At 51.0% G+C, this 13,021-nt stretch carries 15 protein-coding genes and 4 pseudogenes; 3 read left to right on the top strand and 16 right to left on the bottom strand.

Going from position 1 to position 13,021, the window contains the following annotated elements; translation table 11 throughout:
- Positions 1 to 436: 436 nt before the first annotated feature.
- The 4 genes from GF617_RS25235 to GF617_RS27305 all read right to left on the bottom strand — a co-directional run bounded on the left by GF617_RS25235 (position 437) and on the right by GF617_RS27305 (position 3,245).
- Positions 437 to 784: an immunity 8 family protein gene (locus tag GF617_RS25235; RefSeq protein WP_181620766.1), complete on the bottom strand. Its 348-nt coding sequence runs from the start codon at positions 782 to 784 to the stop codon at positions 437 to 439.
- Positions 785 to 1,441 carry a hypothetical protein gene (locus GF617_RS27310; RefSeq protein WP_239006629.1) on the bottom strand — a complete coding sequence of 219 codons (657 nt, stop codon included), beginning with the start codon at positions 1,439 to 1,441 and terminating at the stop codon, positions 785 to 787.
- A 296-nt stretch (positions 1,442 to 1,737) separates the two neighbouring features.
- The gene (locus GF617_RS25220) at positions 1,738 to 2,283 is read right to left on the bottom strand and encodes an immunity 42 family protein (RefSeq protein ID WP_309228365.1); all 546 of its coding nucleotides are present in this window, start codon (positions 2,281 to 2,283) and stop codon (positions 1,738 to 1,740) included.
- Positions 2,283 to 3,245 (bottom strand): VENN motif pre-toxin domain-containing protein, encoded by a 963-nt coding sequence (locus tag GF617_RS27305; protein ID WP_239006628.1) that lies wholly within the window; start codon positions 3,243 to 3,245, stop codon positions 2,283 to 2,285. The genes GF617_RS25220 and GF617_RS27305 overlap by 1 nt, the downstream gene beginning before the upstream one ends.
- On the opposite strand from GF617_RS27305, the gene GF617_RS27300 reads away from it, so the two are divergent.
- Positions 3,183 to 3,401, top strand: coding sequence for a SymE family type I addiction module toxin (locus tag GF617_RS27300; protein ID WP_375291176.1), 219 nt, complete (start codon positions 3,183 to 3,185; stop codon positions 3,399 to 3,401). The two genes, GF617_RS27305 and GF617_RS27300, sit on opposite strands and share 63 nt — an antisense overlap.
- A 37-nt stretch (positions 3,402 to 3,438) precedes the next feature.
- On the opposite strand, the gene GF617_RS25210 is transcribed toward GF617_RS27300, so the two are convergent.
- The 11 genes and pseudogenes from GF617_RS25210 to GF617_RS25160 form a co-directional block, all read right to left on the bottom strand.
- Positions 3,439 to 3,765 (bottom strand): zinc ABC transporter substrate-binding protein, encoded by a 327-nt coding sequence (locus GF617_RS25210; RefSeq protein WP_203452691.1) that lies wholly within the window; start codon positions 3,763 to 3,765, stop codon positions 3,439 to 3,441.
- A gap of 25 nt (positions 3,766 to 3,790) precedes the next feature.
- Positions 3,791 to 4,558: pseudogene (locus GF617_RS25205) on the bottom strand (adhesin); the annotation flags it as partial.
- A 166-nt stretch (positions 4,559 to 4,724) separates the two neighbouring features.
- A complete protein-coding gene (locus GF617_RS25200) occupies positions 4,725 to 5,111 on the bottom strand; it encodes a contact-dependent growth inhibition system immunity protein (RefSeq protein ID WP_024909327.1) in 387 nt (128 codons plus the stop codon).
- A pseudogene (locus GF617_RS25195) lies at positions 5,108 to 5,536 on the bottom strand (ShlA/HecA/FhaA protein); the annotation flags it as partial. The pseudogene GF617_RS25195 and the gene GF617_RS25200, both read right to left, overlap by 4 nt.
- Before the next feature lie 181 nt (positions 5,537 to 5,717).
- Positions 5,718 to 5,927 carry a hypothetical protein gene (locus tag GF617_RS25190; protein WP_203452696.1) on the bottom strand — a complete coding sequence of 70 codons (210 nt, stop codon included), beginning with the start codon at positions 5,925 to 5,927 and terminating at the stop codon, positions 5,718 to 5,720.
- Positions 5,928 to 6,024: 97 nt separating this feature from the next.
- Positions 6,025 to 6,330, bottom strand: a complete 306-nt coding sequence (locus GF617_RS25185; RefSeq protein WP_203452690.1) for a type II toxin-antitoxin system RelE/ParE family toxin — start codon at positions 6,328 to 6,330, stop codon at positions 6,025 to 6,027.
- Positions 6,327 to 6,614, bottom strand: a complete 288-nt coding sequence (locus tag GF617_RS25180) for a damage-inducible protein J (protein WP_203452694.1) — start codon at positions 6,612 to 6,614, stop codon at positions 6,327 to 6,329. The genes GF617_RS25185 and GF617_RS25180 overlap by 4 nt, the downstream gene beginning before the upstream one ends.
- Before the next feature lie 43 nt (positions 6,615 to 6,657).
- Positions 6,658 to 7,692: a site-specific tyrosine recombinase XerC gene (xerC, locus tag GF617_RS25175; RefSeq protein WP_203452689.1), complete on the bottom strand. Its 1,035-nt coding sequence runs from the start codon at positions 7,690 to 7,692 to the stop codon at positions 6,658 to 6,660.
- Positions 7,685 to 9,982 (bottom strand): annotated as a pseudogene (locus GF617_RS25170) (toprim domain-containing protein); the annotation flags it as partial. The gene xerC and the pseudogene GF617_RS25170, both read right to left, overlap by 8 nt.
- Positions 9,983 to 10,139: 157 nt before the next feature.
- Positions 10,140 to 10,469, bottom strand: a complete 330-nt coding sequence (locus GF617_RS25165; RefSeq protein WP_203452688.1) for a hypothetical protein — start codon at positions 10,467 to 10,469, stop codon at positions 10,140 to 10,142.
- Positions 10,469 to 11,581 (bottom strand): DNA/RNA non-specific endonuclease, encoded by a 1,113-nt coding sequence (locus GF617_RS25160; RefSeq protein WP_203452687.1) that lies wholly within the window; start codon positions 11,579 to 11,581, stop codon positions 10,469 to 10,471. The genes GF617_RS25165 and GF617_RS25160 overlap by 1 nt, the downstream gene beginning before the upstream one ends.
- Before the next feature lie 13 nt (positions 11,582 to 11,594).
- Between GF617_RS25160 and GF617_RS25155 the strand changes: the two are divergent.
- Together GF617_RS25155 and GF617_RS25150 are read left to right on the top strand one after the other, a co-directional pair.
- Positions 11,595 to 11,849 (top strand): annotated as a pseudogene (locus GF617_RS25155) (helix-turn-helix domain-containing protein); the annotation flags it as partial.
- 72 nt (positions 11,850 to 11,921) lie between these two features.
- On the top strand, positions 11,922 to 12,161 hold the full coding sequence (locus tag GF617_RS25150; protein WP_203452686.1) for a SymE family type I addiction module toxin: 240 nt from the start codon (positions 11,922 to 11,924) through the stop codon (positions 12,159 to 12,161).
- A gap of 295 nt (positions 12,162 to 12,456) precedes the next feature.
- Here GF617_RS25150 and GF617_RS25145 read toward each other — a convergent pair.
- A partial coding sequence (locus tag GF617_RS25145; protein WP_203452685.1) for a VENN motif pre-toxin domain-containing protein occupies positions 12,457 to 13,021 on the bottom strand: 565 nt, incomplete at its 5' end.

Genomic DNA, 13,021 nt, shown 5'->3' with positions numbered 1-13,021 from the left:
ATCCAGCGCTGACGCTGCAAGGACGCTCCCTTCACTCTGTACCGCCAGATTATCCTTCACCTTCTGCACATCACCCGCAACATCCACACCCCGGTGGATATTCTCCGTATCCCGGCTCAGCCCTGCGATATCCTGTTGCTGGTTTGCCGGGTCCCGGATAATGATGCTGCCGTTACTGATGGCTGATATACCGGAACGCTCAAGAAGTGCGTGGAACTAAAACGGGTGCGCTTACAGACGGGTTTCCGGGGGCGCTGAACGACACCGGCGATATGCCGGTGTACAGGCGTAGGGACGGGCATTGTGGGTGAGACTGACGGTTGACAAAAAGATCCCGGCGCTGGGCTCGGGATCTTACTGCTATTCAGGGATTGAGGCGGTTAAGGGCTGACGGGTAAAAAGACGATCCCGGCGCAGGGGCTGGGATCTTTCTCATTTAAGGCTGATAGTCTTCATATTCCCAGGCAAAGACGCGAGAGAGCTTTTGAGCTATCTCCATCCAGTCATTACCTTCGCACTGGTCGATGTAATCGGTGATAGTTTTGGTGATCTCGTCCAGATCATATTTACGCACCAGAAGCGTATGGCGCATCAGTTCCGGCAGCCAGTGATGTTTGCAGAGCCATTCCGGGGTGCAAACATAAACCTCAAAATGATTTATCCCTTTTTCTTCTGCTGGCCCTATACATAGATGGGCTAAAAATTGAAAACAATCATCTTCTTCAGGTTCATAACTTGATAAATCAAGCCAATCACAACCAATACTCCTTAGAGATGCTTTCATTTATTTTTCCCCTGAAATATTTAAGTGACCGTTACCAGTTTTATCCATTTTCCCTGTTTCAATATTTTTTGTATAACTTTCAAAGTTGGCCTGAGTCCCCGTTGGGTTTAATGAATCAGGAGCATTTGGCTTTTCTTTAGGGGATCTATAAATTCTGGTTCCATCAGCACTAACTAATCCTGTGCCATCACTTGTTGGTCTGGCTCCTTCTCCCACCCAAATTTTACCCAGTAGATCAGCTTCCTCTTTGGTGCCAGTCCCAACACCATAGTTCAGCTTTCCATTGTCACCTTTGACAACCGCTGCCAATCTAGGATCTTGCTTCGCGATATTATTCAGATTTTGCTGGATCAGATCGTCTTTCAGTTTTGGATAGGCAGCTGAATTATAAGCCGATATTTCATCGCTGGCTTTATTAATTAACTTCGATGCTTCAGCAACATCCCCATTCTTCAGCGCCGTTTCTGCCGCCTTAATGGTTTTACCCGCCACATCGCCAGCACCCGGTATCAACCCTATCGCCGCAGCAAGATAGTCCAGCGCCGTCTCAGCTTCGTGAAATCCTTTGATATCCCCGATGACTGGCACAAAATCCAGTCCCAGGCTGGCCGCTTCATTCACTGCCTGGCGACACGCTTCCGGATCCTGCTGACACATCGCTTCTCTGGCGGCCTGGTATTTCGCTATCGTGCCGGGCTTTTCTTTCTCCGCTGCCGCCAGTACATGTGCCAGCGAGTTATTCTCAACAACAACTCTTTCCGACGCGAAGTTGTCCGTCGAAGGCAGATTTTCCCTGTATACTCAGTAAATTACATCCACCTTCTCCGTTGCACTCTATCTGCAGGACGCAGTACCCCGATACGCGGTTTTGCTCTTCGTACTCTACTTCACCCAGTAATGTTAAAGAGCCTGTAACCAGCTATAAGAAGCGACTGTTTTAACTATCTCATTAGTTATTTTAAAATAGAGTCTGCATACTCTCTTACATTGCTCATAATTTCATTTAGATCATTCTTTAATATGGTGATATCTTGCAGTAATGGTTTTTTAATATATTCCCATACATTTTTTTCTTCACTTTCATCTTTCACTAGATGTTGTATTATCCCACCAATAATTCTCAATGATATATCGTTCGAAACGGCAAAAAAACATCCACCACGACTACTAATATTCGAAGACGTAATGCAATAATCAAATATTTGCTCAGGATACTCATCTTGCTCAGAAGGTTCAGGGTAAGTCAGATCAAACAATCTTTTAAAAGCAATTTCTGTAGATAAATAAAAAATCTCATCATTTTGAGGTTGTGATATTAAGGCACAATCGTTATCAGTGATCTCATAGAGATCACTGGATAATGTTGATGTCCTGATATCATCCGGATACAGACTTCCATTTATAACTAAATGGAAAAGGCCATTCTTATATAACTCACTCCACTGAGGGACAAGTTCTGTCCATATAGCAAAATGATACGGATTACCAAATATCATCATTATCTCCACTTTCCAGGCAAGCCAAACTCTTTTTTAACACTATTTGGAATATCGTTTTTTTTCAATGGAACTGTTTTATCTCCTGTACTCCCAGACCAGTGCCATGTTCCATCATTTGTATTTGTAAATTGATGAACATTTCCTTCACTATCAATTGAATACCTTTTTTTGCCACTAGTAACTGACGCGCCAAATAGATCGATAGCGTTTTTAGGTTCTGTCCCAGCATTAAAGCTATAACCTTGCTGACCTGGAGTATGTTTCGGGTTGGACTGATAGTTCAGACCATTCGCTGCCGAAGTGGTTGTAGGTGTAGGTAACGAACTACCTTTTCCTCCTTTCCCAACCCCCGCTGCGATTCCCGCCGCACTGGTCCCGGCCACCTGCGCTAACGAGTTTATCGCAAGCTGCTTCGCTTCAGATGAATCCCCAGACATTAACGCATTGTGGATCGCCGCGTTTCGGTCTGCTTCGAGCTGGATGGTCGTCACCTGAAGAACAGCTAATTCGTCCTGTTCTGCCGGACTTAACCCACCATCAATGCGCGACTTTTCCAGCAACTCACTGGTACGACGGGCATAATCAGCCTGTAACTCACCCACCTCATTGGCTTTGTTAACACAGTCCTGAGCGCCTTTACATCCCACAACACTTTCATGCTGTTCTGCATTGATTTTCTTGTACTTATTAATAACGGCATTTTCACAGGCAGCACCACCCCGGCACTGAGCCATCTCCTGAGCACGAGCTTTGTTATCCGGAACACCCAGCGAGTTATTCTCAACCTCCACCCTCGCTGTGTTCGATGCCAGGGCCGCCATCGACAGATTCCCGCCACTGACTCCCGCCCCTGCCAGACCACCCGCTATCGTCACCAGGCTGCTGACCAGACGCTTCTCATCCGCAGTCAGTTCACTCGCCGTCCTGTTTCCATACAGCGCACTTATGTCAGTATCCGGCATTTTTACCACCACAACTACACCGCCACCAGGTATTCCCGCAGCCCCAGCCTGCGCCTGAACGGCAACTGGCTGGAAGAGGCGGGATTTAGCACCGACACGCCGGTCATTGTCAGCGTGGAGCCGGGAAGACTGGTGATCGAGCCGCTTAAGGGCTGACGGGTAAAAAGATCCCGGCGCAGGGGCCGGGATCCTATTAAGGACCTTGCCATTGTAGTTTAGATTTTAAACTATCAGGCACCATTTTAAATAATAGCTTAATATACTCGACGTGCTGATTATAATTAGGTGATATATCTTCGCTACATTTTTCAACATAATATTTAGCTTGATTATTTAAAAACCATACATCATGCTCAATAAAGTCTGGGGTAAGTAATGAGTGCATTAGATTATGCACCAACTCGGCTTCAAAGTAGCATGATGTATCTCGAGCTTTTTCTTTCTTACCCAAGGACTGGATATTTCTAATATAAGGTAGAGAAAGTGATAGCATTTTCACATATATTTCATTCTTTTTCATAAAGATAATATCCTCCATAAGATCATCACTTCCTTGTCGGCATAGGTTTAGCCCCTGTCGGAGCATTCTTTGTCTGAGTCCAGGAGCCGTTTTGCAGTAATTTCTCTATGTAAGATATATCCCCAGTCTTCTTATATATTTCCTGAGCAGCTACCATCCGATGGTTACCTTCCGATATATAATAATTCCCCTTACTATCTATATATCCAGCTATACGACCTTCAGGTGCAGTAAATCTGTAATTTCCTGAAGTCATATCATTTTTTATTTGATCTACTTGCTGAGGGTTCCTTAACCCTACCTGCATACTTTTTATACCTGTTGATGCTCCGCCCTGAACGAGATTTGATATGGTCGTCTTAGCGAGATACACAAGATCTTTGCCCAGCATCCCAAGCGAAGCCACTGCGGCTTGGTTTTCTGGATCAGACACGAATGCTGCGAACTTCGTCCAGTCAGGACTGTTTACATCAATATTAGCCAGATCCTGCCCATTCCATTGCTGGACATAGGTTTTGGCCTCATTGCTGGTCATTACATCCACACCAAGGATATTAGCAATCCAGCCAGGACGTTCAGCCATATCAATACCGCCCTGAGCAATTTCCTTATCTACAACCTGGACTTCCAGTGGGTTGTCTTTCAACTTCTGATCGGTTTCTGCACTTTGCTTATCACTGATCTGTTTCCACTTATCAATAACGCCCTGGCAGTCACCGCCTGATTTCCGGCAATCTGATAACTCTTTATCGAAGGACAGGGATTGATCGGCACCCAGCGAGTTATTCTCCACCAACAACTCGATCCGACACGATTATTAAGAACGAACAGGCATTTTCCCTGTACAGTCAGCAGGTTAAAACCTACTCTCGCAGGCGCGCTTTAGTGCTGTCAATATTTTGCCCCGACGCACCTTTTTTTCCTCACACCATTACCTTGCGAGAGCAAGCTACTTTTTCTCACGTACCTATTTTATTGATTTTCAATATATCTTTTCTTAATTCATTATCAATATCTGAAGTGTTTATTTTATTTATAATCATCTTAGCCTGTTCAAAACAATCCATATGACCTTTTAGATCCTCTACTTTTACTGTTGCCAGAGCTGCAATGAGTTCACCATCGTAATATTCTCCCGCCAATGGGTCTTCCTCCAATACTTGTAATACTCTTGGCATTAGCTGGTCGATAAAGAGATTCTGACGAATAGCACGACAAAGATCTTCTACGGACAGCTCTTCTATTGGTATATCAATGACACGTTCAAACCATTGTTCAAGCGATGATTTCTGAACAGAATCAGGTTTTAAATTTATTTTTCCTATCAACTTACGGAAAGTAATCATATCCCATGTCCTTTCAAGGCTGATTCAATTTTATTGATAGCATCTGTTGCGCGACCATATGCTGCTTGAGCTTCTGGATTATTAACATTTTTCAATGTGTCTGCATGATTCCTTAAGCCCCTGAGGGTATTTTGCATTTCCTGCATGTGATCCCAATATCCACCGCTTTCCTTAGGTACAGGGTTACCATCCATATCCTTAAGAGTTCCTGTGATATCATGATCTTTTAAAGCATTTTTTATAGTGTTATCGATCTTCTTGATAGCACTTTCTTGCTTTTGATTGAGTTTATCAACAGGCTTACTTTCTTGTTTTTCATGATCATCTTCTGGTGGAGTCGGAGAGCCTGACCCAGCTCCACCATATTCAGCCTTCTCGTTATCCGTCATGTTGCCGGCAACGTTGGGTTTCGATTCCTGATTTGAATCATCCGAAGAACATGCACGCCCAAAGCTACACTGAGTGGCTTTATCAACTGCATCAAACAGATCATCCACAGCTGACGCTATTTTGTCATTGGCGTTTTTGGTGACCTGATCTCCCGGGCTTACCGGAACCCCGGGAACAGGCACCGGAACCGGAGGTGCTACACCCAGCGAATTATTCTCAACAACAACCCGTTCCGACACGGTTATTGAGAGCGGGGTGAGGTTTTCCTTGTGTTGTCAGCAGGTTACAGACCATTTTCGCCAGTACATTCTGACGCTGGCGGCATTTTGCCCCGACGTGCGTTTCTGGCCCGAAGACGCTACCGCCCCACCGTGACGCGAAGGTCTGCCGCACCACCATCATATCAGCGACGCACAGCAGAACCACCCCACAGTGCGCAGAAGCGTCTGTAAGTGGCTGATAAAGCTTTTTAACGGGATTATCCGGGAGTATGTGGGATAAGGCCGGAGAGGCCCTGCGGGCCTCAGTTCTGGCTGTATTGTCCGGCTATCTTTCGGGAGGTATGAAGGACGCGCAGGATGCGCACCCGGGCATTTTCAGTTGCATACACGATGATGAACGGGAAGTGAGGCACCACCAGTTTACGCTGTTTCTCTGAGCGTCCGGCTTTCACCCCGGCAAGCGGGTTTTCCGCGAGGATAGCCGCCATGCCCGCCAGACGGTCATCAGCAGCGATGGCGACCAGTGCGCCTGCTTCCCGGTTCAGATACAGGAAGATGTTCTCCCTGTCATGCTGTGCGCGTTTTTCCCACTCAACACTGACCGTCACAGCGTACCCCGCGTGGCCCGTTGTTTCAGCGCGTTCATCCGGTGTTCCATTTCATCATTGCTGATGTACTCACCTTCGCCTGCATCATGACGGCTGAACGCCTGTGCTATCTGTTCTTCCAGCCAGCCTTCATGCTCGCTGCTCTGATGGCGGCGCTCTTCAGCGGCCAGCTCTTCGGCACGCTGGCGCATCAGCTCCGTCAGGCTCATCTGCTGACGCTCTGCCGCCTGCATCGCCAGACGTTTGGTTTCTTCGTCGATACGGAAGTGGATAGTGCTGCTCATCGTCATAACCTCACGTGGTGTCAGTTGTGTTGTCATTATGATGTCAGTCCTCCGTGTTGTCATCCGGGATTTGCGCGTCACGCTCTGCCGGGTGGGTCGTGGCATGAACCGCCTGCAACGCCCGCACCGACACCTGCGTGTATATCTGCGTTGACTCCACACTGGCATGGCCCAGCATCGCCTGTATCCAGCGCAGGTCTGCCCCGTTCTCCAGCATCTGCGTCGCCATCGCGTGGCGGAACAGGTGACAGCTTCCGTGCGCAACCAGCCCCGAGGCTTTCATCCAGTGGCTGACCGTGTTGGTGATGCCGTTCGGCGTAAGACCTTCCAGGCCATCGAGCGCCACGAACAGCGCCTTGCAGTGCGGGTTGACCAGCAGTTGCGGCCGGACGTGGTGCAGATAACGCTGTACCCACCACAGCGCCCGCTCACCCACAGGCACAACCCTGTCCTGTTTGCCTTTACCCTGCACGATGATCAGGGTGCGGCGGCTGGCGTCCACGCTGAACACCTCCAGACCTGCGGCCTCACTGCGCCGTATGCCTGTTGACAACAGCACCTCCATCAGCGCCCGGTCACGGATGCCGCCCGGCGTGGTCAGGTCAGGTAACGCCAGCACCTGCTCCACCTCCTCTACGCTCAGGATGTAGCGCGGCAGGCGTTTCTCAAGTCTCGGCAACTCAAGGTCGGCCGCCGGGTTTGCCAGTATCAGGTTCTGCTGGGTCATCCAGCGGAACCATACCTGTATCGGCTGGACTGCCGTGCGCTGGGTGCGGGTGGTCAGCGGGTCGCCGTTGCGTTTGCGGTACTGGTACAGGTGGCGCTGATAACGCTCCAGCACCGGACGCGTCACCTCTGCCGGATGATGCAGGCCACGCTCTGCCGCCCACAGGATGAAGCGGTAGCTGTGATGGGTCTGTACCTTGAGAGTGGTTTCCGACCAGTTGCGCTCCCGCCGCCAGGTCACGAACCGCAGCAGCAGCGTGTACAGGCTTTTCGGGTCTGACGCCGGGCCGACAGGCTGACGGTACACCTCATCGACCGTCAGCAGGGAGCCTTTGCGCTTGCGGTTAGCCATGCGTTACCGCCGCTGCGGAGGCATTGCTGTGGTGATTATCGCTGTGGTGATGAGGGGCGGTAGTGTGATGTGAGTTTTGCAGGTTATCACTGTTTACTGCGTTTTTACTCAGCCCGTCCGATTGTGGCTCCGGGCCGCATGGTATCTGTGCTGACGAGGTTTTTTCACTGCCCGACTGTGGGGCGACCACACCCCGACCTGTTGCCGACCGGGTGGTACCTGACCCCGACCGGAACACATCGCCCTCTGTGGTCGGCGGTGTGGATGGCTGTGTGGTGCTCAGGCTCTCCACGTCCGGCAGCCAGCACAGGTGTGGGGCTGGTGTGTCTTCGCCATCCCACAGGAGCTGATATTCATGCGTCAGCCCCCGGCGGTTCAGCAGCAGGTATTCCAGCTCCAGCAGTCGCCCGAGGTGGATTTTAAGCTGGGTGTCGCCCCAGTGCAGCCAGTCGCGCACATCGCGCCGGGTGAACCGCAGTTCACCGGGTTTCATCCCCTGACGCTGTGCCTGCGTCTGTACCTCTGCTTTCAGCAGTATCAGCAGTTTGCGTGTCTGCGGCGGCATCTCGTCCAGTGTGCGCCCCAGCACCTCGTGCGCAAGCTGTGTTGCCAGGGCAATATCGGCTTTTGTCACCTCGATATACTCGATGACCTGCCCGCGATGGGTCGCCCGTTTGACCTCCCGCTGATACTGATGCAACAACGCCACCGCCTGTATCAGCGTCAGGTATTTCATATGGTCGCGGCGGGTGCGGGTTTTATCGCTGAGGAAGGTGAGCTGGTGCGCATACGGGTTCACCACCTTCAGCGGCCGCAGCAGGCGCTGGGCGTTGCGGTGAAGCTGTGTCAGGTACTGTTTCTCGTTCTGCGCCAGCAGACCTTCCAGCGTCTGGCCGTGCCGCTGCATCGCGTGTATCGCCTGTGTCTGCTCCCGGCTCTCGTTTACCGTCAGCACCAGACAGCGGTTTAACAGCTCTTCGTCCACGTCGATGGCCGTGGTGGTCAGCATCAGCATCACCGGTCCCTGAACGCTGTATTCCCGCGTCACCAGTTCGCCGCTCTGTTCGTTCTTGCCCGTACTGGCGATGGTCAGCGCCCCGTCTGACTGCAACAGCTTCAGGGCATAGGCCGCCTGTCGTACGCCTTCTTCTTCGGCGATGGCGAGGATTTTATGCTGAAGCGAGGTTTCCCCCAGGTAATACAGGCTCTGGCCTGTCATGGCGCTGTACTGTACCCGCTCTTCATCCGGCATCAGCCCCAGCACCGCATCCATCAGCGAGGACTTCCCCGCCGCAGACGAGGACTGGATAAGCACCGCCAGCGGTTTATCCAGTTTGCGCGATACTGCCGCAAGATACCCGGTCAGCAGATTGGTCGCTTCCCCCACCACCCCGCAGGCCGCAAGGTCATCGGTAATACGCGCCGCAAGGTCGGGGGATTTAAGCAACGCCAGCGCCGCCGCTTCGTCGTCAGCGTTCATCGTGACGGCGGTACTGTTGTCGGTGGCTTCAGACTGCCGCGCCTCGTCCTGTTTCTGCTCCAGCAACAGCAGCAGGCGCCCGCATTCCCGTTTGATGACCGACTGCTCACAGGCAAGCTCTGCCGCCGCCGTGCTCACGTAGTTTTGTCGCTGTCTTGCGTTGTACATGTCCGGGCTGTCCACATGGAACGCCCCGGTCAGGCTGTCGCGCACCTGCACATTCACTTTCATCGCATCCGGCTGGCGTTGTTTCTGCCAGCCACGCACCCGCCACACGCGCGGGCCGCAGGTCAGCAGCAGGTCGCCCGAGGTGCTCACCTCATAGGGCACCGCCTCCGGGCCAGCCTGTGGCACTGAAGGTACGCTGGCTGCGGGGGCCGGGTTGTTGTCCGGGCTGGCGGCTATTTCTGCCGGGGATTCATGGGCGAACACCACGCCGGGGCCGCTGCCCGTTCCGAGCCACTGCGCCTGTTGCAGCGCCAGCCCCAGCGCCGACTCCGCGCTGCCACTTTTGAGCGCATATTCATTCGCATCCATCCCCGCCGGGAACGGTACGCGCCATGCTTCCACCCCGCAAGCCAGCAACTCTGTCGCCACCCGTTCAGCCCCTTTGTCGCCTGCTTCGTCGCGATCATAGGCGATAAGCACCCGCTTCACGCCGTGGTAGCGCAGTGCCGCCAGATGGTCAGCGGTGAAGCCGTTGGTGCCGTAAGCCGTGGTGACGTTACGCAGCCCGGCACACCAGAAGGTCATCGCATCGATTAGGGATTCGCACAGGATAATATCGGACGCGCCCGCCATCGCTGCCTGCGCGTTTGTAAGGCTGGATTTTGGGTGTCGGGGCTGCACCCTGACGGGATAGTTTTTGAAGTACCGATTATGGCAGTACTCCAAAAACATATCTTGCTTGTTGCTGAAGTAATTCAGAGAAAGCACCCGTCAATCATGACGGGTTAGCTAGTTCGAGTTAATCGTCATACTGCAATTTTATACTAATTTTTTCCTCAGGCACATCGACTGTTATCTCGCACTTTGACCAAATGGGTTTCCCATTGGTTAAATTGTTGTCGGTGAAAAACTTCTTATAAGCAACCAAAACATCAGTTAGATCAGCAACAGCTCTCCCATCAGGGTCGAACCAATCTAGTTCACCATTTTCATCGATATAATCAAATTCATAACGCCCACCATCACCCTCAGGAAAAACCTCTGCCCGTGCAATTATTTTTTTCGCATTATCCGGGCCACAATCAAACAAAATCTGGCCAATTTTTTGTTCAAACTCCGTTATTTTCATCACTTACCTCCTGGGGAGTTTTTGAAATCAACATTCACGGGGCGACCACCATCAATAGAATATTTAACAATCACCCGATCAGGACGAACACTAGAACCTGAATATATTGGCTGAATGTTTACATCAACTTTTTTACCATCTTTCAATTCATTAGCCCATGTATTTTCCATCTGCTTCCATGCACCTTTATTCAGATTACCATCCATTGGAACAAGATTTAACTTTTCACCTGGCCCGTTAAAAATACTGGCGATTAAATGCCCACCCTCATCAGCAGAGTAGCCGCAATTGCCAGCCTTACATTGTTGATACGTATTTCTATCATTTTTTGACAAGCTAAGACTTGCATTAACAACTGTTGTACGGTTCAGCTCATCTGTATGATATGTTTTATTTCCATCGACTTTATATATTGTATTAGGCTCAGGATTATTCAAGGCTTTGTTCCACGCGCCTTTTTTACCTGAGTCCACAACAACAATGTTCTTAGCCCCGGAGCCAGAGAATCCACCTTTGCTCATTCCTCCAGTTACAGCGCCCAGAACAGCCATTGCCATGATTTCGGATTGCTGCTTATCCATGCCATAGCGACTTTCTAGCTGGCTGGCAAATTCGGTGCTTGTTACAACGCCTTCAGCTTCGATCTGCTGTGCAAGCAATGAAGACATATCATTCTTCATCTTGGATGGCACATCAGCCCCGAGCGTGCGATCTATCGCTTCCCGAACCAACATTCCATTGGCTGGTACATCGCCGTATTTTTCTCTACAGGCTTCCGGATTAGAAGAGCAAACAGCGATCATCTGTTTTTGCTGCAACAGGCTCAGATCTTCCATTTCTTTAACGATCTTATCGCAGTCGCCGCGAGCTTCGCACCCTTTAGCTTTTGCTGCAAAACCATCAATTTGATCAGCACTGAGCGAGTTATTCTCAACCTCCACCCTCGCTGTGTTCGATGCCAGGGCCGCCATCGACAGATTCCCGCCACTGACTCCCGCCCCTGCCAGACCACCCGCTATCGTCACCAGGCTGCTGACCAGACGCTTCTCATCCGCAGTCAGTTCACTCGTCGTCCTGTTTCCATACAGCGCACTTATCAGATGCTCCGTCATCCCGGAGCCTGTTTTAGGTATTGCCCAGCAGACGATGGCGCACTATGAGGGCGGGCGGCTGAAGGTCTCCGCCGCGCTGCTGCCGCAACTGGCGCAGATCCTCAACCTGTCGCTGGATGAGCTGCTGGGGCTCCCTTCACAGCGTCTGGCGAAGCGCGGCCCGGCGTCACGGCTGGAGCAGCAGATCGAGATCATCAGCCAGATGCCGAAGACCCGACAGAAGTTTGTCACTGAGATGCTGGATAACGTGATTAGTAAAACAGAGTAGTTAACAAACGCGGCACCGGAGTGCTCGAACACCCCGGCCCGCTGACCACAGACAACTAAAGAGGTAGTTACTATGGCTAAGCGCGATTCTACGTCACAGAGAAACATTTCCAAAGCACAGCGGCGGATGAAGATCGGTTATGTCAGCGTCCGGCATTTTTACCATCACAACTACAGCGCCACCTGGTATTCCCGCAGCCCCAGCCTGCGCCTGAACGGTAACTGGCTGGCAGAGGCAGGATTCAGCACCGACACGCCGGTCACGGTCAGCGTGGAACAGGGACGACTGGTGATCGAGCCGGTTAAGGGCTGACGGGTAAAAAGATCCCGGCGCTGGGGCCGGGATCCAAAACTAAAGGTATCTTGCTGGTATATGAGATAGCTGCTTTTCCAAGGACCAGCTTTCAGGCTCAGATTTTTTATGGCTCCACTTAGCACCACCATCTAACCATTGTGCCCGGTATTTCTTGATACCTTGCAAAGTGGAATCTTCGTAGCCGAACTCTACCCCACAACAATCACATATATCGTATGTTGGAGATTCCCCATCATCGCCCCAGGGCGCATCTAATTGTTCTGCACCACATACTCTGCAGATGTATAGCTCATTATTTTTGTGCATTGAAATAGTCCAAATTTGTTGGATAGCCATGATCTGCGGGATCTGGTCTGAACATTGTTTTAGGTACACCATCTGAATTTTTAACGGCAAATGTATTGGAGGATGGGTTGTAATAAATCGTATCACCGTTTTTCCGTGTTGTAGTGAGCGTACCTGCTGGCGGATTTGTGACAAAGTTATGCGAAGCATCCACATATTGCTTCGCATTCTGATACTCAGGAAACTCTTTCCCATGTTTTGTCCAGTGCCCATAGTCATTACCCACAGGTTCTGCTTTCTTGGTTTCTGTCCAAATCTGAGTATCTTTAGATTTACCACCTTTAGCTATCCCACCACCTGCGCCAAGCAGATCTCCATCCTCATCCAGAACTCCCGGTTTCAACCAGCCCGGACGAATATCTATTATCGGAAGCTTCTTGTCCTTGTCACTCAGCGCATTATTCTCAACCTCCACCCTCGCTGTGTTCGATGCCAGGGCCGCCATCGACAGATTCCCGCCACTGACTCCCGCCCCTGCCAGACCACCCGCTATCGTCACCAGGCTGCTGACC

Source organism: Lelliottia sp. RWM.1 (genome assembly GCF_016859735.1).
GTDB lineage: Bacteria > Pseudomonadota > Gammaproteobacteria > Enterobacterales > Enterobacteriaceae > Enterobacter.
The sequence above is the reverse complement of the archived record's forward strand: the minus strand, read 5'-3'. Positions and strand labels throughout refer to the sequence as shown.

Excerpts from the sequence above, each read along its gene's own strand:
- GF617_RS25235 (WP_181620766.1), bottom strand. The coding sequence starts at position 784 with ATGAAAGCATCTCTAAGGAGTATTGGTTGTGATTGGCTTGATTTATCA.
- GF617_RS27310 (WP_239006629.1), bottom strand. The coding sequence starts at position 1,441 with ATGTGTCAGCAGGATCCGGAAGCGTGTCGCCAGGCAGTGAATGAAGCG.
- xerC (WP_203452689.1), bottom strand. The coding sequence starts at position 7,692 with ATGGCTAACCGCAAGCGCAAAGGCTCCCTGCTGACGGTCGATGAGGTG.
- GF617_RS27305 (WP_239006628.1), bottom strand. The coding sequence starts at position 3,245 with ATGCCGGATACTGACATAAGTGCGCTGTATGGAAACAGGACGGCGAGT.
- GF617_RS25200 (WP_024909327.1), bottom strand. The coding sequence starts at position 5,111 with ATGATTACTTTCCGTAAGTTGATAGGAAAAATAAATTTAAAACCTGAT.
- GF617_RS25160 (WP_203452687.1), bottom strand. The coding sequence starts at position 11,581 with ATGACGGAGCATCTGATAAGTGCGCTGTATGGAAACAGGACGACGAGT.
- GF617_RS25165 (WP_203452688.1), bottom strand. The coding sequence starts at position 10,469 with ATGAAAATAACGGAGTTTGAACAAAAAATTGGCCAGATTTTGTTTGAT.
- GF617_RS25150 (WP_203452686.1), top strand. The coding sequence starts at position 11,922 with ATGGCTAAGCGCGATTCTACGTCACAGAGAAACATTTCCAAAGCACAG.
- GF617_RS25210 (WP_203452691.1), bottom strand. The coding sequence starts at position 3,765 with ATGAAAAAGAATGAAATATATGTGAAAATGCTATCACTTTCTCTACCT.
- GF617_RS25180 (WP_203452694.1), bottom strand. The coding sequence starts at position 6,614 with ATGAGCAGCACTATCCACTTCCGTATCGACGAAGAAACCAAACGTCTG.
- GF617_RS25220 (WP_309228365.1), bottom strand. The coding sequence starts at position 2,283 with ATGATGATATTTGGTAATCCGTATCATTTTGCTATATGGACAGAACTT.